22 protein-coding genes are annotated in these 19174 nt (G+C 70.4%); 12 read left to right on the top strand and 10 right to left on the bottom strand.

Annotated elements, in window-relative coordinates; all coding sequences use genetic code 11:
* Positions 1-165 precede the first annotated feature (165 nt).
* The gene (locus tag ACIOD2_RS15280; protein ID WP_400538201.1) at positions 166-990 is read left to right on the top strand and encodes a hypothetical protein; all 825 of its coding nucleotides are present in this window, start codon (positions 166-168) and stop codon (positions 988-990) included.
* 13 nt (positions 991-1003) lie between these two features.
* On the opposite strand, the gene ACIOD2_RS15275 is transcribed toward ACIOD2_RS15280, so the two are convergent.
* Together ACIOD2_RS15275 and ACIOD2_RS15270 are read right to left on the bottom strand one after the other, a co-directional pair.
* On the bottom strand, positions 1004-1453 hold the full coding sequence (locus ACIOD2_RS15275; protein WP_400538199.1) for a hypothetical protein: 450 nt from the start codon (positions 1451-1453) through the stop codon (positions 1004-1006).
* On the bottom strand, positions 1450-1680 hold the full coding sequence (locus ACIOD2_RS15270) for a hypothetical protein (RefSeq protein WP_400538197.1): 231 nt from the start codon (positions 1678-1680) through the stop codon (positions 1450-1452). The genes ACIOD2_RS15275 and ACIOD2_RS15270 overlap by 4 nt, the downstream gene beginning before the upstream one ends.
* A 235-nt stretch (positions 1681-1915) precedes the next feature.
* Here ACIOD2_RS15270 and ACIOD2_RS15265 point away from each other — a divergent pair, with 235 nt between their 5' ends.
* Genes ACIOD2_RS15265 through ACIOD2_RS15240 form a run of 6 tightly spaced genes read left to right on the top strand, consistent with a single transcriptional unit; the run spans position 1916 to position 8642 of the window.
* Positions 1916-3151, top strand: a complete 1236-nt coding sequence (locus ACIOD2_RS15265; RefSeq protein ID WP_400540339.1) for an ROK family transcriptional regulator — start codon at positions 1916-1918, stop codon at positions 3149-3151.
* Positions 3152-3174: 23 nt separating this feature from the next.
* On the top strand, positions 3175-4536 hold the full coding sequence (locus ACIOD2_RS15260) for an extracellular solute-binding protein (RefSeq protein ID WP_400538195.1): 1362 nt from the start codon (positions 3175-3177) through the stop codon (positions 4534-4536).
* Entirely contained in the window at positions 4533-5528 is a 996-nt protein-coding gene (locus tag ACIOD2_RS15255; protein ID WP_400538193.1) for a carbohydrate ABC transporter permease, read from the top strand. The genes ACIOD2_RS15260 and ACIOD2_RS15255 overlap by 4 nt, the downstream gene beginning before the upstream one ends.
* Positions 5525-6415 carry a carbohydrate ABC transporter permease gene (locus ACIOD2_RS15250; protein WP_400538191.1) on the top strand — a complete coding sequence of 297 codons (891 nt, stop codon included), beginning with the start codon at positions 5525-5527 and terminating at the stop codon, positions 6413-6415. The genes ACIOD2_RS15255 and ACIOD2_RS15250 overlap by 4 nt, the downstream gene beginning before the upstream one ends.
* Positions 6412-7677 carry a 6-phospho-beta-glucosidase gene (locus ACIOD2_RS15245; RefSeq protein WP_400538189.1) on the top strand — a complete coding sequence of 422 codons (1266 nt, stop codon included), beginning with the start codon at positions 6412-6414 and terminating at the stop codon, positions 7675-7677. The genes ACIOD2_RS15250 and ACIOD2_RS15245 overlap by 4 nt, the downstream gene beginning before the upstream one ends.
* Entirely contained in the window at positions 7674-8642 is a 969-nt protein-coding gene (locus ACIOD2_RS15240; protein WP_400538187.1) for an N-acetylglucosamine kinase, read from the top strand. Before ACIOD2_RS15245 ends, ACIOD2_RS15240 begins: the two co-directional genes overlap by 4 nt.
* Positions 8643-8693: 51 nt before the next feature.
* Here ACIOD2_RS15240 and ACIOD2_RS15235 read toward each other — a convergent pair whose 3' ends face one another.
* From ACIOD2_RS15235 to ACIOD2_RS15220, 4 genes are all read right to left on the bottom strand, one after another.
* Entirely contained in the window at positions 8694-9200 is a 507-nt protein-coding gene (locus ACIOD2_RS15235; RefSeq protein ID WP_400538185.1) for an SRPBCC domain-containing protein, read from the bottom strand.
* Positions 9197-9520, bottom strand: coding sequence for a metalloregulator ArsR/SmtB family transcription factor (locus ACIOD2_RS15230; RefSeq protein WP_323334397.1), 324 nt, complete (start codon positions 9518-9520; stop codon positions 9197-9199). Before ACIOD2_RS15230 ends, ACIOD2_RS15235 begins: the two co-directional genes overlap by 4 nt.
* 106 nt (positions 9521-9626) lie before the next feature.
* Positions 9627-10994, bottom strand: coding sequence for a gluconate:H+ symporter (locus tag ACIOD2_RS15225; protein WP_400538182.1), 1368 nt, complete (start codon positions 10992-10994; stop codon positions 9627-9629).
* Positions 10991-11485 carry a gluconokinase gene (locus ACIOD2_RS15220; RefSeq protein ID WP_400538181.1) on the bottom strand — a complete coding sequence of 165 codons (495 nt, stop codon included), beginning with the start codon at positions 11483-11485 and terminating at the stop codon, positions 10991-10993. The genes ACIOD2_RS15225 and ACIOD2_RS15220 overlap by 4 nt, the downstream gene beginning before the upstream one ends.
* A 102-nt stretch (positions 11486-11587) precedes the next feature.
* On the opposite strand from ACIOD2_RS15220, the gene ACIOD2_RS15215 reads away from it, so the two are divergent.
* Positions 11588-12280, top strand: coding sequence for a FadR/GntR family transcriptional regulator (locus ACIOD2_RS15215; RefSeq protein ID WP_400538179.1), 693 nt, complete (start codon positions 11588-11590; stop codon positions 12278-12280).
* A 150-nt stretch (positions 12281-12430) separates the two neighbouring features.
* Positions 12431-13321 carry a cobalamin biosynthesis protein gene (locus tag ACIOD2_RS15210; protein WP_400538177.1) on the top strand — a complete coding sequence of 297 codons (891 nt, stop codon included), beginning with the start codon at positions 12431-12433 and terminating at the stop codon, positions 13319-13321.
* A gap of 255 nt (positions 13322-13576) precedes the next feature.
* Here the strand turns inward: ACIOD2_RS15210 and ACIOD2_RS15205 are convergent, their stop codons facing one another.
* From ACIOD2_RS15205 to aroQ, 4 genes are all read right to left on the bottom strand, one after another.
* A complete protein-coding gene (locus tag ACIOD2_RS15205; RefSeq protein WP_400538175.1) occupies positions 13577-14200 on the bottom strand; it encodes an FMN-binding negative transcriptional regulator in 624 nt (207 codons plus the stop codon).
* A 50-nt stretch (positions 14201-14250) separates the two neighbouring features.
* Positions 14251-15096 carry an SURF1 family protein gene (locus ACIOD2_RS15200; RefSeq protein ID WP_400538173.1) on the bottom strand — a complete coding sequence of 282 codons (846 nt, stop codon included), beginning with the start codon at positions 15094-15096 and terminating at the stop codon, positions 14251-14253.
* A 60-nt stretch (positions 15097-15156) separates the two neighbouring features.
* Positions 15157-15618 carry a low molecular weight protein-tyrosine-phosphatase gene (locus ACIOD2_RS15195; protein ID WP_400538171.1) on the bottom strand — a complete coding sequence of 154 codons (462 nt, stop codon included), beginning with the start codon at positions 15616-15618 and terminating at the stop codon, positions 15157-15159.
* A gap of 235 nt (positions 15619-15853) precedes the next feature.
* A complete protein-coding gene (gene aroQ, locus ACIOD2_RS15190; protein WP_400538169.1) occupies positions 15854-16417 on the bottom strand; it encodes a gamma subclass chorismate mutase AroQ in 564 nt (187 codons plus the stop codon).
* Positions 16418-16448: 31 nt separating this feature from the next.
* On the opposite strand from aroQ, the gene ACIOD2_RS15185 reads away from it, so the two are divergent.
* The 3 genes from ACIOD2_RS15185 to ACIOD2_RS15175 are packed head-to-tail and all read left to right on the top strand — an operon-like array spanning position 16449 to position 19139.
* Entirely contained in the window at positions 16449-17270 is an 822-nt protein-coding gene (locus ACIOD2_RS15185; RefSeq protein WP_400538167.1) for a Nif3-like dinuclear metal center hexameric protein, read from the top strand.
* Between the two features lie 10 nt (positions 17271-17280).
* A complete protein-coding gene (locus tag ACIOD2_RS15180) occupies positions 17281-18018 on the top strand; it encodes a zinc ribbon domain-containing protein (protein ID WP_400538165.1) in 738 nt (245 codons plus the stop codon).
* Positions 18015-19139, top strand: a complete 1125-nt coding sequence (locus ACIOD2_RS15175) for a bifunctional RNase H/acid phosphatase (protein WP_400538163.1) — start codon at positions 18015-18017, stop codon at positions 19137-19139. Before ACIOD2_RS15180 ends, ACIOD2_RS15175 begins: the two co-directional genes overlap by 4 nt.
* Positions 19140-19174: the final 35 nt, after the last annotated feature.

The following is a 19174-nucleotide window of genomic DNA, read 5'->3' as shown; positions in this document are numbered from 1 at the left end:
GGGAACTGCGGCGGCTCACAACACGGTTGGAAAGAGTGGGTGGGCCTTGCTCGCCAACCAGAGCGAGTTCGCTCCGTCAAACGCGCCGAGATCAGGAAGAAATGGCTCAGGTGCACGGTTTCGAAGCGCGGGTTGAGGCGCAACGCGGGGGCCCGCGCGGCGACCATGGATTCGTTCCGCTTGGACTTGTCCGGCTTGCTCAGGCGGCGCTTCGTGCGGACGCCGGAAGTTCCACTTCAGAGGCAGGAAGCAGAGCTGCGGCCGGGCGAACCTCGCGGGGTTGACCAGGCCGAATTGCCAGGCAACGAGTCCGGGCAGCAGGTCTTGTCGGCCGAAGAACTTCATGACTCTGGCGGCATTCTGGAGGAGTACCCGGGCCATCCCGCTCCGGTGGAGCAGGTGGACGCGCTTGCGCAGGCGATGACCGAGGGCATCTGGCAGGACATCCTCGCCGAACTCGACGCCGGGTCCGAAGACGTCGGCTCCATCCGCTTGCAGCTCGCTGACCACGGGTGGTGTGACCTGATCATCGGCTTCGTCAAGATCCTCGAAAAGTCCAACGCCGTGATCGACAAGCTTTCCGAAGCGACCAAGAAGATCGTGGTCGACACGGTTGTCGACTCCAGCAGGAAGGACGGGCGGTCGCTGCTGACCAGGGAAGTGGTCGGCCTGATCGTGGACAAAGCCTGGGGCGCGCTCAAGACCGCCGTGATCGCGCACGTACCGATTCTCGAGCTGATCACCAGCGAAGAGCTGCTGCGGAACCTTCGCATCCTTGCGGTGTTCATCTGTCCGGCGCCGGAGGCTCACGAAGAAGTGCGGGAGCACGCCGTCACTCCGCTGCTCGATGAGGTTCGTGAACATCTTTCGGACGAGACCAAAAAGTGGTTGGCACAGCAGTTCGACCAGTGGATCACCGGTGCCGAACGTCAAGGTGAACCGGACCGACGTGGTGGAGAGGTTGCCGTAGCGCGTTCATCGCCCGCGTGACGCGGAGGAGTAGTCACGGCCAGTACGGCTGGGCCAGCTTCGCCGCCTCGGTGATGGCCCGGCCGTCCAGCGTGGTGGCGGTGAGGTCGAGACCGGCCTTCCGCCACTCGACGGAGAACTCGACGGGACCGGCCGGCAGCGGGCTCAGCCAGAGCTGCCGGTCGCCCCGGTAGCGGTGGTCGTTGTAGCTCGCGCCGCCGCCCACTTCGGTCAAAGTGCCGAGGTCGACCCGGAACCACAGGCCGTCGCCGGCCAGGCCGGGAAACCCGCCGGCGTCACTTTCGCCGATGCCGTCCCAGGTGGACCGGTCCAGCGAGCCGCGCCGGACGTTCAGGTGCAGGTGCAGAGCGCAGCCGTCCGGATACGCGACGACGTGCTGCAGCGCGACGACGGCGAGGTCGGTCCGCGCTACGAACTGCGCGATCGGGACGGGGTACCCGAGCACGTCCTCAGGTGGCGTCATCGCAGGTCACCTCGCTCGATCACCGTGCGAGCGGGCTCGCCGGTGAAGTCGGGGGCGGCGCCGAAAGCCAAGTTCGTTTCCGGTTGCCAGGCCCTTCGCGGCCAGCTCATTCGCACCAGCTCCACCCCCACCGTCAGCGAACCCCCGGCTTCCCGGAGTGTCACGCGGTCCAGCGCGTCGAGCACCTTGAACCGCGGCTCGAAACCGGTCGACTCGTCGACATCCACCGGATCAGCATCCCCGGCCACGCAACCGGAAATCCGCTGACCAAGCCCGCAGCACCCGGCGGAACTCGTTCACTGGTGTTTCCACCACGTGGCCCAGCGCGCCTTCAAGCGTTACCTGGCCGTTTCCGGAGCCCGTTGACGGCTGTGGCTCGGCTCACTACAGTCCCCGGAAACCGTCTGTAAAGTATCCTAATTAAGTCGGGAGCGACGACAAGTGCGAGCCGGTAGCCCGCGGATGCTGCGTGAGATCAACGATCGCGCGGCCATCGAGGTCCTCCTCCGGGAGGGCCCGCTGACGCGCGCCGAGCTCGAGCTCGCCATCGGACTGTCCAAACCCGCCACCGCGCAGCTCATCACCCGCCTCGAGCTGGACAACCTGGTCATCAAGGCCGGCGTACGGGGTGGCGGGCGCGGCCCGCGCGCCCAGCTCTGGTCGGCCAACGGCGGGCTCGCCTACGTCGCCGCCGTGGATCTCACCCCGCACGTCGCGGACTTCGTCGTCGCCGACGTCGCCGGGACGATCCTCGCCGAGCACCAGGTCGCGCTGCCCGTCCACGAGGGCGCCGACGTCGTCGGGACCTTCGGCGAGGCGCTCAGCCACGTCGCGGAAGCGGCCGGGATCACCCGCGAAGAGCTCGCCCACGTCGTCATCGGCGCTCAGGGCGCCTTCGACCCGCGCACCGGCCTGCTCTCCTCCGCCCCGCACATCCCCGGCTGGCTCGGGTTCGACGTCCCGCAGAAGCTCAGCGACGAGCTCGGTGTCGACGTCCTGATCGAGAACGACGTCAACCTGGTCGCCGTCGAGGAGATGAGCGCCGGGAAGGCGCAGGACGTCGACGACTTCGTCATGGTGTGGCTGTCCGAAGGCGTCGGCGGCGCGGTCGTCATCGGACGGCGGCTGCTGCGCGGCGCCACCGGCGGCGGGGGCGAGATCGACTGGATGCGCGTGCCCGACCCGGCGACCGTCGACACCGGGGACGTCTGGCCCGAGGCCGGCGCCCGGTTCGGCAACCTCGTCGACTCGCCCGCCATCTGCCGCCTCGCCGCCGCCCACGGCATCACCGCCGACACCGCGTGGGACGCCGTCGAGAAGGCCGGAGAAAAGCATCCCTTCCTCGACGACCTCGCGAGGCGCGTCGCCGGCGGCATCGCGAACCTCGTCGCGGTCGCCGACCCGCAGCTCGTCCTGCTCTGCGGGGACACCAGCCGCGCCGGCGGCGAGAACTTCGCCGGGCTCGTCCAGCAAAGGCTGCACGACCTCGTCCTGCCGCGCACCCCGGTCGGCTGCGCTTCCGTGCAGGGCAACGCCGTCCGCGCGGGCGCACTGCAGTCCGCGCTCGCCAAAACCCGTGAGGACGTCTTCGGCGTCGTCACCCCCACGCTCCTCGGGTCGCGCCGACCCGCGGTCGGACCCTCGCCCGGTAAAGCGGCGGTCCCGAACACCCGTCCCGCCCCGTCCCCAACCGAGTAGCCCAACCGATGAGGAGGAGGGCCATGCGCCCTACCAACCGGACCCGTCGCGGCGCAGCGTTAATCGCCGTGGCCGCGGCGTCCGTCCTGCTGACCAGCGCCTGTTCCGGCGCCGCCGCGCCCAGCGGCGGCGGTGACGCGGCCGCCGCGCCCGGCAAGGACGACAAGATCACGATCACCGTCTACAGCAAGTTCACCGACCGCGAGTACGGCGTGGTCACCGCGGGCCTGAACAAGCTCAAGGCGAAGTTCCCGAACATCGAGATCAAGCACGAGGGCAACCAGGACGACGACAAGCTCACGCAGTCGATCCGCGGTGGCAACCCGCCCGACGTCGCGATCTCGTTCTACACCGACAACCTCGGCGCCTGGTGCTCCAACGGCAGCTTCCAGGACCTGAAGCCCTACATCGAGCGCGACAAGATCGACCTCAGCCAGATCCCCGACGCGGTCCGCAACTACACCGAGTACCAGGGCAAGCGGTGCGCGATGCCGATGCTCGCCGACGTCTACGGGCTCTACTACAACAAGGACATGTTCGCGGCGAAGGGCATCACGTCGCCGCCGAAGACCACCGACGAGTGGCTCGAAGACGCCAAGAAGCTGACCGAGTACAACGCGGACGGCTCGATCAAGGTCGCCGGCTTCCTGCCGTCGATGCCGTTCTACGGCAACCAGGCCCAGTACTGGGCGCCGAACTTCGGTGCGCCGTTCATCGGCCCGGACGGCAAGTCGGACCTCGCCAGCAACCCCGGCTGGAAGGCGATGTTCGAGTTCCAGCAGAAGCTGATCGACGCCCTCGGCGGCCACGACAAGGTCGAGAAGTTCAAGGCCGGTCTCGGTGACGAGTACTCCGCGGACAACGGCTTCCAGAAGGGCAAGCTGGCGATGATCTACGACGGTGAGTTCCGCACCGCGTTCATCAAGGACCAGGCCCCGACGCTGAACTACGCCACCGCGCCCGCCCCGGTGCTCACCAGCATGGCCGACAAGTACGGCAGTGCCTTCACCACCGGCACGATCATCGCGATCCCCAAGGGCGCCAAGAACCCCGGTGCCGCGTGGGAGCTGATCAAGCAGGCCACCCTGGACACCGACACCCTGGTGGACATGGCCAACGGCCTGAAGAACGTGCCCAGCACGAAGGCCTCGCTGACGTCGCCGCGCCTCGACCTGCAGCCGCAGTTCAAGACGTTCCTCGACATGTACGACAGCGGCAAGCTCGTGTCGAACCAGACCACCCCGATCGGTGACGCGCACCTCAAGGCGGTCAACGACTTCGCCGAGAAGTGGCAGGCCGGCTCGATCCCCGATCTGACCGAAGGCCTGAAGAAGGTGGACGCGCAGATCGACGACGAACTGAAGCAGAAGGGCGCGGGCGGATGACCTCCACCCTCGCCGCGAAAACCGACGGCTCCCCGTCCGCGCCTTCCAAGGCGCGGGCGGGGGCCCGCCGGGCCAGCAAGCGTCGTCGAACAGCGCTGTTCTTCATGGCCCCGGCGCTCATCGGGTTCCTGGTCTTCTTCGGTTACCCGCTGATCGCCACGGTCTACTACTCCTTCACCAAGTACGACCTGATCAACCCGCCGCAGTTCATCGGGTTCGACAACTACGTCCGGATGTTCACCACCGAGCCGCTCGTCGGCACGGCCGCGTACAACACGCTGTGGCTGGTGGTCGTCCTGACCGTCTGCCGGGTGACGTTCTCGCTCGGCATCGCGTCGGTGATCTCCCGGCTCAAGTCGGGTGTCGGCCTGGTCCGGACCCTCTGCTACCTGCCGACCCTGGCCCCGCCCGCGGCGGCGACGCTGGCGTTCGTCTTCGTGTTCAACCCCGAATTCGGCCCGGTGAACCGGTTCCTGCGGCTCATCGGCATCGACGGCGGCCTGTGGTTCAACAGCCCGGCCATGTCGAAGCCCGCGCTGACGCTGCTCGCGCTGTGGGGCTCCGGCGAGCTGATGATCATCATCCTGGCCGCGCTGCTCGACGTCCCGACCGAGCAGTACGAGGCCGCGGAGCTCGACGGCGCCGGCTCGGTCCGCAAGTTCTGGCACGTCACGCTCCCGTCGATCTCGCCGGTGCTGCTGTTCGGCGTGGTCAACTCGATCATCTACGCGCTGCAGTTCTTCACCCAGGCGATAGTCGCGGCGTCCGCCTCGGCGGGCACAGCCGACGTCGCCGGCAACTCGAAGCTCATCGGCGCGCCCGAAAACTCGACGCTGACGTACCCGATCTGGCTGTACGTCCAGGGTTTCCGCTACTTCAACATGGGTTACGCGGCCGCGATGGCGGTGCTGCTGTTCATCGTTTCGGCGGGCTTCACCTGGATTCTCGTGCGGCAGCTGCGTAAGTCCCAGCACCAGGAGGAGGGCGCATGACCGCGTTGGCGGAAGCGCCGCAGAAGCCGGCGGGCGTGGACCCGAAGGTGCGGTTCAAGCGGAGCTGGGACCGGCGCCTGTCCTGGATCGCGTTGCACGCGACCGGGATCGCGCTCGGCGTGATCTTCATGCTGCCGCTGCTGTTCGTCTTCCTCACCGCGGTGATGGCGGACGACCAGGCGATGACGGCGAGCCTGTGGCCGACCGAATGGCACTTCGAGAACTTCGTGACGGTGTTCAAGAAGGCACCGCTGCTGGAGTACTTCGGCAACAGCCTGCTCTATTCGGCGCTGGCGACGATCGGCGCGCTCCTTTCGGCGATTCCGGCGGCGTACGCGCTGGCGAAACTGCGGTGGCGCGGGCAGAACCTGTTCTTCATGCTCACGGTGGCCGCGATGATGCTGCCGCCGCAGGTCACGGTCGTGCCGCTGTACGACCTGTGGGTGCGGCTCGGCCTCACCGGCACGCTCGTGCCGCTGATCACGCCGTACTTCTTCTTCGACGCGTTCTCGATCTTCCTGCTCCGGCAGTTCTTCCTCACCATTCCGAAGGACTACCTCGAAGCGGCGAAGATCGACGGCTGCAACGAGTTCCAGGCGATGTACCGGGTGCTGATCCCGATGGCGAAGCCCGGAATCGCGGCCACCGCGATGTTCTGCTTCCTGTTCACCTGGAACGACTACTTCGGGCCGCTGCTCTACACCGGCGAGAACCAGGACCACTGGCCGCTTTCGCTGGCGATCGCGTCCTTCCGCGGCATGCACCACGTCGAGTGGAACATGACGATGGCGGCGACCGCGCTCATCATGGCGCCGGTGATCATCCTGTTCATCTTCGCGCAGAAGTCGTTCGTCAAGGGCATCACATTCACGGGAGTCAAGGGATGAAGCTGGCAGTCGTCGGTGGCGGGTCCACCTACACGCCGGAGCTGATCGACGGGATCGCCGGTCGGAGGTCCACTCTGGACGTCGACGAGATCGTGCTGGTGGACCCGGACGCCTACCGCGTCGAGGCCGTCGGCGGGTTCAGCCAGCGGCTGCTCGACCACGCCGGTCACCCCGCGCGGGTCCGGACCACGCAGTCGCTCGAAGAGGGGGTCGACGGCGCGTCGGCGGTGCTGATCCAGCTGCGGGTCGGCGGCCAGCGGGCGCGGCGTTCCGACGAGACCTTCCCGCACGCCTGCGGCTGCGTCGGCCAGGAGACGACCGGCGCGGGCGGCCTCGCGAAGGCGCTGCGCACGGTGCCGGTGGTGCTCGACATCGCCGAGCGCGTCCGCAAGATCGCCGGTGACGACACGTGGATCGTCAACTTCACCAACCCGGTCGGCATCGTCACGCGCGCCCTGCTCAACGAGGGGCACCGCGCGGTCGGGCTGTGCAACGTCGCGATCAACCTGCAGCGGCAGTTCGGGAAGCTGCTGGGGGTCGGCGCGGACGACGTCAAGCTCGTCCACACCGGACTCAACCACCTGAGCTGGGAGCGCGGCGCGCTGGTCGACGGCGTCGACCGGCTGCCCGAGCTGCTGGACCAGCACCTGGACTACCTGGCCAACGAGGTCAGTGTGCCCCAGATGTGGTTGCGGCGGATGAACGTCGTGCCGTCGTACTACCTGAAGTACTTCTACGCGCACGACGAGCAGGTCGCCAAGCAGCGCACCGAGCGGCCGCGGGCCGAGGTCGTCAGCGACGTCGAGGAGGAGCTGCTCAAGATCTACCTCGACCCGGAGGAGAACACGAAGCCGGAGTCGCTGGAGAAGCGCGGCGGCGCGTACTACTCCGAGGCCGCCGTGCAGCTGGTGCACGCGCTGACCGCGGGTGGCCCGGCCGAGGAGCACGTGGTGAACGTCCGCAACGACGGCACATTCCCGTTTCTCCCGGACGACGCCGTCATCGAGACAAGGTCCACTGTGGACTCCAACGGCGCCACGCCGATCCCGCAGTCGCCCGTGGAACCGCAGTTCTCCGGCCTCATCGCGGCGACGACGGCGTACGAGTTCCTGGCGCTGGAGGCGGCGGTCAAGGGCGGCCGTGACCGCGTGGCCGACGCGCTGCTCGCGCACCCGCTGGTGGGCCAGTACACGAAGGCCGACACGCTCGCCGATTCGCTGGTGCAGATCAACCGTGAGTACTTGCCCTGGGCGCGCGGATGAAGCCGGCTGTCATCGCCATCGACGGAGGGAACAGCAAGACCGAGGTCCTCGTGGTGTCGCACGAGGGCGTCGTGCTCGGAAAGTCGCGCGGGCCGGGAGCCTCGCCGCAGAACGTCGGGGTCGCGGCCTGCGTCGCGGCGCTGGAAGCCTTGGTGCTGGAGGCTTTCCCGGACCACGGGGAGAAGCCGTTCGCGGTGCACACGTCGGCCTACCTCGCCGGGCTCGACTTCCCGCGTGAGGAAGAAGCGCTGCACGCGGCGCTGGCAGCCCGCGGCTGGAGTGACACGCTGACCGTCGGCAACGACACCCTCGCGCTGCTCCGGGCGGGCAGCGCGGGGGTCGGCGTGGCCGTGGTGTGCGGCGCCGGGATCAACGGCGCCGGCGTCGGCCCGGACGGGCGCGTGCACCGCTTTCCCGCGCTGGGCAAGATCTCCGGTGACTGGGGCGGCGGCTACCGCCTCGGCGAAGAGGCCCTGTGGTGGGCGGTGCGCGCCGAGGACGGCCGCGGCCCGCGTACCGAGCTGCAGGCGGCCGTGGCCGGCTTCTTCGACCGGCCGACCCTGCTCGACGTCGTCCAGGGCCTGCACTTCGAAGAGATCCCCGCCGCCTCGATCCACGGGCTCTGCCCGCTGCTGTTCGAGGTCGCGGCGACCGGCGACGAGGTGGCGGCGGACATCGTCACCCGGTTCGTCGAGGAGGTCAGCGTGTTCGCGGCGGTGATCCTGCGGAACCTCGACCTGACCGAGGAAGCGCCGGAGATCGTCCTCGGCGGCGGTGTGCTGACGGGCATCGGCGCCGCGGTGATCGCCGAGATCGAGAAGCGGTGCCTGAAGGTCGCCCCGCGCGCGGTGGTCCGCGTCGTCGACGTCAACCCCGTGGTGGGGGCGGCTCTGTTCGGGCTGGACACCCTGGACGCTCCGGCGTCCGCGAAGGCTGCGCTGAAGGCCGCGACCCAGCGCGCGTAGACCCCGGTGGGCCCGGCCCGAAGCGGCGCGAGCCGGGCCCACCGGACCCTCTCAGGCCGGGACGATGACGTCGCCGGTCTCCAGCAGGGACTTGAGGTCCGACAGGATCCACGCCCAGCCGCCACCCGCGCTCTGGCCGGGTCCGGCGTTGACGTCCTCGTGCACGCCGGCGACCATCGCCCCGGTGAGCGGCGCGCCGGTGACGTCGTGGGTGACGGTGAGTCTGGTGCCGGCGGTCTGCGTCGCCTCGATGTCGTAGGTGACGGTCGTGTACGGCTCGTCCGCCATGGCCGGGTCCATCAGCAGCTTCCAGGTGATGACGAGCTTGCGCGGCGGATCGGCTTCGAGGACCTCGCCGTCGATCAGGTCCCCGGTGAAGCCCGCGTCGATGAAACCCTGCGTCGGGTGGGTCCGGTGCTTTCCCCCCGCCTTCAGGTCGAAGTCGGCGAGGCCGGTGTAGCCGTACCTCTGCGTCCACTCGGGCTTGGTGATGGCTTCCCAGATCCGCTCCGGGGTGGCCTTGATGTAGATGCGGTTGACCTGCACGGTGGTCGTCATGGTTCGTCGCCTTCCAGTTCGTTCTTGAGGTCGAGCAGCGCGGTCACGTGGCGCTCGGTGTACTTGTCGATCCACCGGTCGTGGATCTGCCGGATCGGCACGGGGTTCAGGAAGTGCAGCTTTTCGCGGCCTTCCTTGCGCGCGACGACCAATCCGGCCTCCTCGAGCAGCTTCAGGTGCTTCATGACCCCGAAGCGGCTCATGTCGACCTGCGTTTCGAGTTCGGTGAGCGTGCGCCCGTCGCGTTCGAAGAGCAGGTCGAGCAGGAACCGGCGGGTCGGATCCGCCAGCGCCTTGAACACCAGGTCGTCGTCGGGCACGCCGGAAGAATAGGTGACCAAAAGGTCACATGTCAACGGTCGCCAAAGCCGTGAAGGCCACCTTGAGGGACTCAGAGTCCCTCAAGGTGGCCTTCACGGCTTTGAACTAGACCACCAGTGACAGCGGCAGGATCAGCGCGATCGCCACCACCGAGATCAGCGTCTCCATCACCGACCAGGTCTTCAGCGTCTGGCCGACCGACAACCCGAAGTACTCCTTGACCAGCCAGAACCCGGCGTCGTTCACGTGCGAGAAGAACAGCGACCCCGCCCCGATCGCGAGTACCAGCAGGGCGCTGTGCGAGGGATCCATCGTCGCGGCCAGCGGGGCGACGATGCCCGCCGCCGAGACCGTGGCCACCGTCGCCGAGCCCGTCGCCAGGCGGATCGCAACCGCGACCAGCCAGCCCAGCAGCAGTGGCGACAGGTTCGCGTCCTTCGCCAGGCCCGTGATGACGTCGCCGACCCCGGCGTCGACCAGGGTCTGCTTGAAGCCGCCGCCGGCGCCGACGATCAGCATGATGCCCGCGATCGGTCCCAATGACTCGCCGACCACAGTGGACAGTCGAGCGCGGTCCAGGCCGGCCGGGCGGCCCAGCAGGACCATGCCCACCAGCACCGCCGCGAGCAGGGCGATCAGCGGGTCACCGATGAAGTCCAGCACGCGCCGCGCCTGGTTTTCCTTGCCCAGCAGGATGTCCGACAGGGCCTTCGCGAGCATGAGGACGACCGGCAGCAGGACCGTCGTGAGCGTCGCCGCGAAGCTCGGCCGCGGCTTGTCCGGGTCCGCCCGCTCCGGGATCAGCCGCTCGGGCGGGGCGGCGTCCGGGACCAGCCGGGCGGCGAGCTTGCCGAACAGCGGGCCGGCGATCACCAGCGTCGGGATGCCGACCAGCAGCCCGAACGCCAGCGTGATCCCGACGTTCGCGTTCAGCGCGCCCGCCGCGGCGAGCGGGCCGGGGTGCGGCGGGACCAGGCCGTGCAGCACCGAGAGGCCGGCGACGGCGGGAATGCCCAGCAGCATCAACGGTTTCCCGGTGCGCTTGGCCGCCAGCAGCACCACCGGGATCAGCATGACGAGCCCGATCTCGAAGAACATCGGCAGCCCGATCAGCGCCGCGACCAGGGCCATCGCCCACGGCAGGGCGGCCCCGCGCGCCTTGCCGAGCACGGTGTCGACGATCTGGTCGGCGCCACCCGAGTCGGCGAGCAGCTTGCCGAGCATCGCGCCGAGCGCGATCAGGATGCCGACCGAGGCGACCGTGCTGCCGACACCGCTCGAGAAGCTCTTGAGCAGCTTGTCGACGGGCATCCCGGCGGTCAGGCCGAGCACGATCGAACCCAGCACCAGCGCCAGGAACGGGTGCAGTTTCACCTTGGTGATCAGCACGACGATCACCGCGATGGCGACGACCGTCGCGGCGATCAGGCGGGTGTCGTGGCCGGTCCAGGCGGCCGCGAGGACGGAGGTCATGCGCGCTCCCGGAAGGCGGTCAGGGCGGCTTCGGTGATGGCGTCGGGGGTTTCGCGGATGTCGAAGATCGCGCCGGGCTCGTCCGGTTCGAGGGGTTCGAGGTCGGCGAGCTGCGAATCCAGCAGGGAGACCGGCATGAAGTGGCCCTTGCGCGTCTTCATGCGCTCGGCGAGCACCTCGCGATCACCGTGCAGGTGGGCGAACCAGACGTTGCCGCCGGTGCGCAGGACGTCGCGGTACCGGCGTTTCAGCGCGGACGACGTCACGACGCCGCCGGACTCCTGGTGCGCGCGGATCCAGTCGGCGATGGCCTCGAGCCAGGGCGCGCGGTCCGCGTCGGTCAGCGCGGTCCCCGCGGTCATCTTGTCGATGTTGGCCTGCGGGTGGAACGTGTCCGCTTCGGCGTACTCGACGCCCAGCGCGTCCGCGAGTTCCGTGCCGACCGTCGTCTTCCCGGAACCCGACACGCCCATCACCACGATGACGGTCATCGCCACCTCCCACTTCGTTGTGCCCAGGTGAGTGAAGCTCAAAAGTACTACTTATTCAAGATTAAGTGCTACTTAATCGAGTCAGTTCGCTAGGTTGGCTGAGTGGGGAACGACAGGCACGACCAGGTCCTGGACGCGCTCGGCGCGGCGATCGCGAACGGCGAGCTGCCGCCGGGCACGGTGCTGCGGTCCGAAGAGCTCCAGGAGCGCTTCGGCGCTTCGCGGACGGTAGCGCGTGAAGTGGTCCGAGTGCTGGAGACGATGCGCCTGACCAGCAGCAAGCGGCGCGTCGGGGTGACGGTGCGGGAGCCGGGGGAGTGGAACCACTACGACCCGAAGCTCATCCGCTGGCAGCTCGACGGCCCAGGCCGCCCGGCGGCCCTGGCCACACTGAACGAGCTGCGTTCGGCGATCGAACCGTGCGCGGCGCGCTACGCCGCCCTGCGCGCGACGCCGGAGGAGCGCGGCCGCCTCGGCGCACTGGGCGAGCGCCTGGCGCGGACGGCTCGGGCGCGTGACCTCCCGACGTTCCTCGAGTTCGACATCGCGTTCCACGACCTGCTGCTGAGCGCGTCCGGCAACCCGATGTTCGCGCAGCTGTCCGAGGTCGTCGCGGAGGTGCTGACCGGCCGCACCGGCCACGGGCTGATGCCGCCGGAGCCGCAGCCCGAGGCGGTGGCCCTGCACCTGGAGGTGGCGGCCGCGGTCGCGGCGGGCGACGCGGACCGGGCCGAGCGCGCGATGCGGGACATCGTCGTCCAGGCGCGGGACGAGATCGCGGCCCTGGTGGAGTAGGCCGGGGATGCGTCGGCGGCGGGCCCGGACGTGAGCCGGGGCCGGTCAGGCGAGGGCAGTCGCGGCCCTGGTGGAGTAGGCCGCACGACGGCCTGGCCGGGGCGAGTAGCCTCTCCCCGAAGTGGACTTTTCTTATGCCGGGGGGCACGGGTGAGCGCGGCGCGCGCGATCGGACTGGTGTTGGGCGTGGCGGCCGACGGCGCCCTCGGCGATCCGCGACGGCGTCCGCCGGTGACGGCCTTCCGCCGCTTCGGGCCCGCTCCGGGAGCCGCCGTGGCCGGCGCCGCCGTGCTGGGTGGCTTGCTGCTCGAACGCGCGGGCCGGGGCCGTCCGCTGGTGCAGGCGACCGCGACCGCCGTGACGACCTGGGCGGTGCTCGGCGCGGCCGGCCTGGCGCTGCAGGGCACCGAGCTCGCGCGCGACCTCGAGGAGTGCCGCTTCGAGCCGGCGCGTTCGACACTGTCCGAATTGGACCCCCGCGTCGCCGACGGGCTGGGCCCGGTCGCGCTGTCGCGGGCGTCGGTGGAAACGTTGGCGGAGAACACTTCCGACGCCGTCGTCGCGCCGCTGGTGTGGGGCGCGGTGGCGGGCGTCCCGGGCCTGCTGGGCGCGCGGGCGGTCAGCCTGCTGCGCCGCACCCGCCGCGGCCGTCCCGGTCACTGGGCGATCGACCGGCTCGACGAGCTCGTCCACCTGGTCCCGACCCGCGTCGCGGCGGGCCTGACGGTGCTGGCGGCCCCGGTGGTCGGCGGCTCGGCGGGCGGCGCGTGGCGCGCGTGGCGCCGCGACACGATCGCCCACCCGAGCCCGAACGCGGGCCGCGTGGAGGCGGCGTTCGCGGGAGCACTGGAGATCCGCGTCGGCGGCCGGACGGTGTACCCGCACGGAGTCGAGGAACTGCCGGTGCTGGGCGTGGGCCGCAATCCGGACGCGGGTCACGTGACACGCGCGGTGGAACTGTCCCGTGTGGTCGGCTGGCTGGCCGGGGTGACGTCGGTACTGCTCGCGGTGGTCGCGGGTTTCTGGCGCCGCTCGCGCTGAGTTCGGCCTCGACCATCGTGCACATCGTGTCCAAGTGCATGGGTCGCGCGGGACTGCTTCCCTTCGGCCTCAGCCCGCTCCCTTCAGCAGGCTCCACGCGGCCCTGCTGCTGCCCCGGTCTCGGCCGCTTGTCCACAGCCTCGGCCCATTGTGGACAACTCCGCCGCCCGAGCCGCTTTCCGGCGTTCCCGTCGGTGGGCGCCGATAGACTGGACGTGGGGACGCCCCCCAGGGAAGGGCGGGGGGAGCCCTGGCTCAGCCGCGGCGCCGCAACTGGGCCAAGGCCTCCGCGTCGAGGCGCCCGTCGCGCTCCGCCAGCTGGGCGGCGATCCGCTCGCGGTCCTCTTCCGTCCGGTTGCCGCCGAACTTGAACTTCGCGCGGACGCCCGTGATCGTGAACTCGATCCCGCGGATGCCCGGCAGCTGCCGCCGGTCGGGGGCGTCCGTCGCGCTCACCTCGGCGCGGGCGCCGTCCGTCTCGAAGTGCCGCAGCTGCTTGTCCAGCAGCGCCGCCTTCTCCGCCGGGTCGTCGACCAGGCGGACGTCGCCCTCCAGCTGGACCGTCGCGTAGTACGACGTCGGCACGCCTCGCGCCGGGTCCGCGCCGGACGCCGTGTTCCAGTCCGCGCGGATGTAGGTGTAGTCGTCGACCACCGTCAGCAGCGCGCGCGGGTGCTCCTCCAGCAGCGGCCAGATCGGGTTGGGGCGGGCCAGGTGCGTGACGATCGTGCGGTCGCCGTCGTAGGCGAAGTGCGCGGGCGTGACCATCGGCAGGTCACGGCCGGTGCCGCCGGCGATCAGCTGGCCGAAGTCGTGGCCGGCCAGCCAGTCCCGCCACTCGGCGTCGTCCTTCGCGGCGTCCCAGGGGTGGATCAGCATGAACCCAGTATGAAGACCACAAGTGGCCTCGCCACAGGTCCATTTCCGGCTTACTTCGAAGGGCCACTTTCGGCGTACTCTGCCTCGTCCTCGGCCAGGATCTCCGAGACGGACTTCCGCCGCGTCCGCTCGCCCGGCTGCTTCGACTCGGTCAGCGCGCCGCCCGGCTTCAGCTCGCGCACGGTGAAGTACAGCCAGCCGAGCACCGCCATCGCGCCGAACGCGATCCACTGCAGCGCGTAGGAGAAGAACGGCCCCGAGTCGGTCTGCGGCAGCGGCAGCGCGCCCAGCACACCGGGCTGATCGGTGTCGAGCTGGAAGTACCCGGGCCGGATGTCGATCCGGCCCGCCCGCGCGACGACCCTCGAGTCGACGACGTAGCTCTGCAGCCGCCCGCCGGTCGACGCGTCGGCGAACGCGTCGCGGTTCTTCGGGTCGGTCTCGTCGCTGCGCACCCGCGCGGTGACCTGCACGGTCCCGCCCGGCGCCGGCGCGAACGGAAGCACGCCGGACTTGCTGTCGAGCTTGACGAACCCGCGGTCGATCAGCACGACCGTGCCGTCGGTCGTCCGCAGCGGCGTCAGCACCTCGTAGGCGCCCTCACCCTGCACGGTCCGCAGCCGGGCGACGACCTCCTTGTCCGGGAGGTACTGGCCGGTGATCGACACGAGGTGCCACTCGGTGTGCTGGTCGGGCACGGCGCCCGGCGCCAGCAGCTGATCGAGCGGCACCGGCGCGGCGGTGAACGACGTCTCGAGCGAGGAGTTCTGCTGCTCGCGCTCGGTGTTGCGGCCGAACTGCCACGGCGAAAGGAGCGTGAAGCAACAGACGGCGAAGGCGAAGACCACCACCGTCAGAGCCAGCCACCCGGGCCGGAGCAGGAACCGCAACCGCACCCCTCCACGGTAGGCCGTGCCCGGTCCGGCCCGCCCGCCGACCTCGCCGAATGTGACGTGTCAGGGGTGCGAACGCACCCAATCCAGCAAACCGGGCACGGCGCGTTCGATCATGCCGAGGACGTCCTCGAAACCGTCGTCACCGCCGTAGTACGGGTCCGGCACCTCGGCGCCGTCCGGGGCCGACGGGTCGAACGACCGCAGCAGCCGCACCTTCGCCGGATTGTCGACGCGGGCCCGCAGGAACTCGGCGTGCCCCTGGTCGGCGGCGAGAATCAGGTCGGCCTCGAGGTCGTCTTCGGTCACCTCGGAGGCGACATGGGACGTGGGGTAGCCGTGGGCCTTGAGCGTCGCCCGGGCGCGCTTGTCGGCGGGTTCCCCTTCGTGCCAGCCGCCGGTCCCGGCACTGGACAGCCGGACGGCGCCGTCGAGCCCGGCGTCGCCGAGCTCCTTCCGCAGGACGAGCTCGGCCATGGGGGAGCGGCAGATGTTGCCGGAGCAGACAACGACGATCTGAAGCATGCGGCGAGCGTAACCACCGGCGCCCCGGGTTCACCTGGTCTGCTCACCGCTCGGCGGTACCACCGGCCCTCACCAGGCACCTAGCGTCGATCACGCGAGGACGCGAACCGGAAGGAGAGCGATCATGCACGGGTGCTGCTCGAAGTGCACCGGACAGGGCTGCGGCTGCTGCGGCAACTGCAACTGACCCCCGCACGGCGCCCGCGGCGGCGTTGACGCGCCGCCGGGGCGCCCCCTAACGCGGTAGGCAGGTCGCCGAGATCGCTTCGCCCAGTGCGCGGGCGTGCAGGGCGTCGAAGCGGTGGACGACGTCGGCGACGCGTGCGGCGAGAAGCTGCCGCTGGGAGCACGAACGGGCCGCTCGCGCCGGGAGTGTCGCCGCCAGCTCCGTCAGCAACCCGGTGTTCAGCCGGTCGATCACCGGGCGGAGCTCGCTCAGGTCGGGCCGGTCGGCGGGGATCTCGGACGGGTGCGCGGCCCAGCGCGCGTGCAGGCCGCGCTGGACCACCTTGCTCGCCTCGACCTGGGCGCGGAAGAACCGCACCGCGTCCGCCGGGTCGAGGCCGAGCCTGGGGGCCTGCGCCGCGACCGTGTCGTAGATCTGCTGCTCCCGCACCGGGTCGTCGATCGGGGACGGCGTGCCGTACTTGGCCGCCGCCACCTGGTCCGCGATCCGCACGCGCTGCGCGGCGAGGTCCGTGAGGTGCCACAAAGACGGCGACGCCGAGGCCGGTACCGCGGCCAGCAGGGCCGCGGAGACCAAGAGGACCACCGCGACGAGCCAGGACCGAAGTTTCATGGCCGGAAACGCTACATGCGAAGATCCCCCGATGCCCGCCCTATCCGAAGTCATCACCGCGCTGGAGCAGGCGTACCCACCGGCACTCGCCGAGTCGTGGGACGCCGTCGGCCTCGTCTGCGGCGACCCGGCCGAGCCCGTCACGCGCGTGCTCTTCTGCGTCGACCCCGGCACCGAAACCCTCGACGAAGCCGTCGAGCTCGGCGCGCAGCTGATCGTCGCGCACCACCCGCTGCTGCTGCGCGGCGTGCACGGCGTCCCCGCCGACACGGCGAAGGGCGCGTTGGTGCACCGGATGGTCCGCGCGGGCATCGCGCTCTACTGCGCGCACACCAACGCCGACTCCGCGGACCCCGGCGTCTCGGACGCGCTCGCCGAGGCGATCGGCCTCCGCGTCACCGGGCCCCTCGACCCGAAGCCGGACGGCGTCACGGGTATCGGCCGGATCGGCGAGCTGCCGGAGCCGGAACCCTTCGGTGCCTTCGTCCAGCGCGTCGCCGACGCCCTGCCCGCGACCGTCCCGGGCGTGCTCGGCGCGGGCGACCCGGACCGTCCGATCCGCACCGTCGCCGTCTCCGGCGGGGCCGGTGACTCCTACCTCGAGCGGGCCGCGGAAGCCGGTGTCGACGCCTACGTCACCGCCGACCTGCGGCATCACCCCGCGGGTGAGCACCTGGCCCGCCGGGGCACGGCGCCCGCGCTGGTCGGGCTGACCCACTGGGCCAGCGAATGGCCCTGGTGCAGGCAAGCCTCGGCGGTCGTGGCCGGGGCGTTTGCGGGTAACGTCGACACTTGCGTCTCCACGCGGTGCACCGACCCGTGGAACGTCCGCGCCGAGCGCACATCGAATTAAGAGGAGCACCGTGAAGGCCGAACCCGCCGTGCAGCGCCAGTTGCTCGAGCTCGCCAAGGTGGACGCCGAGCTCTCGCGCACCGCGCACCGCCGCCGCACCCTGCCCGAACTGGCCGAGATCGACGCCGGTGAGAAGACCGCCCGCGACCGCCGCGACGCCCTCGTGTCCGTGGAGACCGCCGCGTCCGACCTGGACCGCGAGGTAGCCCGCCAGGAGAAGGAGATCGAGTCGGTGCGCGCTCGCGAAGACCGCGACCGCAAGCTCCTGGCCGGCGGTTCCGTGAACTCCAAGCAGATGACCGACATCGAGCACGAGCTGCAGACCCTGCAGCGCCGGCAGAGCGCGCTGGAGGACGACCTGCTGGAGCTGATGGAGCAGCGCGAGGCACTGGGGCTCGACGCCCAGCGCACCGGCGCCGAGGTCGACAAGGCCGACGCCGAGGTCGCGGCCGCGACCATCCGCCGCGACGAGGCGTTCAAGGACCTCGACACCACCCTCGCCCGCCGCGAGGAAGACCGCGCGAAGCTGCTGCCGCGGTTCCCGGAGCCGCTGCTCAAGCTGTACGAGCGCGTCCGCGAGCACAAGGGCATCGGCGCCGCGCTGCTGCGCGCCCGCCGGTGCGGCGCCTGCCAGCTGGAGCTGGACCGCAACACCGTCAACGAGATCAAGGGCGGCCCCGAGGACGACGTCGTGCAGTGCGAGAACTGCGGCGCGATCCTGGTCAGGACCGTGGAGTCCGGCCTGTGACCGAGCACGTCGTCATCGAGGCGGACGGCGGTTCCCGGGGCAACCCCGGGCCCGCCGGGTACGGCGCGGTGGTCAAGGACGCCGCGACCGACGAGGTCCTGGCCGAGCGCAAGGAAGGCCTCGGCGTCGTCACCAACAACGTCGCCGAGTACCGCGGCCTGATCGCCGGGCTGGCCGCCGCGGCCGAGCTCGGAGCGTCCACTGTGGACGTCCGGATGGACTCGAAGCTCGTGGTGGAGCAGATGTCCGGGCGCTGGAAGATCAAGCACCCGGACATGCAGCCGCTCGCCGAGCAGGCCAAGCAGCTGGCCGCGGGCTTCACCCGCGTCAGCTACCAGTGGATTCCGCGTGCGGAGAACTCCCACGCGGACCGGCTGGCCAACGAAGCCATGGACGCGGCCACGGGGAAGCCCGCCGCCGGAAAGCCCGCGCCGAAGCTGCCGACCCGGAAGCCGGACCGCGCGACGGTGGCCTGGACCGGTGCGCGCGGCACGCCGACCCGGCTGCTCCTGCTGCGCCACGGCCAGACCGAGATGTCGGCGTTGCGGCGCTACTCCGGCCGCGGCGACGTCCCGCTCACCGAGCTCGGCCGCGCGCAGGCCGCGGCGGCGGCGAAGCGGCTGGCCGCGACCGAGGGCCTGATCGTCGACGGCGAGGCCGTCCCGATCATCTCCTCGCCGCTCACGCGCACGAAGCAGACCGCGCAGGCCGTCGCCGACGCGCTCGGCGGCCGCGTCGAGACCCACCCCGGCCTCATCGAGACCGACTTCGGCGACTGGGAGGGGCTGACGTTCGCCGAGGCGGCCGACCGCGACCCCGAACTGCACCGCTCCTGGCTGGGCGACAGCTCGGTCCCGCCGCCCGGCGGTGAGAGCTTCGACGTCGTCCACCGGCGCGTCCGCAAGGCCCGCGACGAGCTGATCGCCGAGCACGGCGGCCGGACATTGGTGCTGGTCAGCCACGTGACGCCGATCAAGACGCTGCTGCGGATGGGCCTGGACGCCGGGCCGTCGCTGCTGTTCCGGCTGCACCTGGACCTGGCGTCGCTGTCGATCGTGGAGTTCTACCCGGACGGCAACGCGTCGGTCCGGCTGGTGAACGACACGTCGCACCTGAGCTGAGGCGGGCAGATGTGGGGTGGATCACGCTCAATGGC

It is taken from the genome of Amycolatopsis sp. NPDC088138, from assembly GCF_044741685.1.
Taxonomy (GTDB): Bacteria; Actinomycetota; Actinomycetes; order Mycobacteriales; family Pseudonocardiaceae; genus Amycolatopsis.
This window is presented reverse-complemented; position numbering and strand designations above follow the sequence as displayed.

What these genes read in the sequence shown, in the direction of transcription:
- ACIOD2_RS15275 (WP_400538199.1), bottom strand. Translation starts at nt 1,453, where the DNA reads ATGACGCCACCTGAGGACGTGCTCGGGTACCCCGTCCCGATCGCGCAG.
- ACIOD2_RS15195 (WP_400538171.1), bottom strand. Translation starts at nt 15,618, where the DNA reads ATGCTTCAGATCGTCGTTGTCTGCTCCGGCAACATCTGCCGCTCCCCC.
- ACIOD2_RS15220 (WP_400538181.1), bottom strand. Translation starts at nt 11,485, where the DNA reads ATGACCGTCATCGTGGTGATGGGCGTGTCGGGTTCCGGGAAGACGACG.
- ACIOD2_RS15225 (WP_400538182.1), bottom strand. Translation starts at nt 10,994, where the DNA reads ATGACCTCCGTCCTCGCGGCCGCCTGGACCGGCCACGACACCCGCCTG.
- ACIOD2_RS15245 (WP_400538189.1), top strand. Translation starts at nt 6,412, where the DNA reads ATGAAGCTGGCAGTCGTCGGTGGCGGGTCCACCTACACGCCGGAGCTG.
- aroQ (WP_400538169.1), bottom strand. Translation starts at nt 16,417, where the DNA reads ATGAAACTTCGGTCCTGGCTCGTCGCGGTGGTCCTCTTGGTCTCCGCG.
- ACIOD2_RS15185 (WP_400538167.1), top strand. Translation starts at nt 16,449, where the DNA reads ATGCCCGCCCTATCCGAAGTCATCACCGCGCTGGAGCAGGCGTACCCA.
- ACIOD2_RS15280 (WP_400538201.1), top strand. Translation starts at nt 166, where the DNA reads ATGGATTCGTTCCGCTTGGACTTGTCCGGCTTGCTCAGGCGGCGCTTC.
- ACIOD2_RS15235 (WP_400538185.1), bottom strand. Translation starts at nt 9,200, where the DNA reads ATGACGACCACCGTGCAGGTCAACCGCATCTACATCAAGGCCACCCCG.
- ACIOD2_RS15260 (WP_400538195.1), top strand. Translation starts at nt 3,175, where the DNA reads ATGCGCCCTACCAACCGGACCCGTCGCGGCGCAGCGTTAATCGCCGTG.
- ACIOD2_RS15205 (WP_400538175.1), bottom strand. Translation starts at nt 14,200, where the DNA reads ATGCTGATCCACCCCTGGGACGCCGCGAAGGACGACGCCGAGTGGCGG.
- ACIOD2_RS15250 (WP_400538191.1), top strand. Translation starts at nt 5,525, where the DNA reads ATGACCGCGTTGGCGGAAGCGCCGCAGAAGCCGGCGGGCGTGGACCCG.
- ACIOD2_RS15265 (WP_400540339.1), top strand. Translation starts at nt 1,916, where the DNA reads ATGCTGCGTGAGATCAACGATCGCGCGGCCATCGAGGTCCTCCTCCGG.
- ACIOD2_RS15255 (WP_400538193.1), top strand. Translation starts at nt 4,533, where the DNA reads ATGACCTCCACCCTCGCCGCGAAAACCGACGGCTCCCCGTCCGCGCCT.
- ACIOD2_RS15240 (WP_400538187.1), top strand. Translation starts at nt 7,674, where the DNA reads ATGAAGCCGGCTGTCATCGCCATCGACGGAGGGAACAGCAAGACCGAG.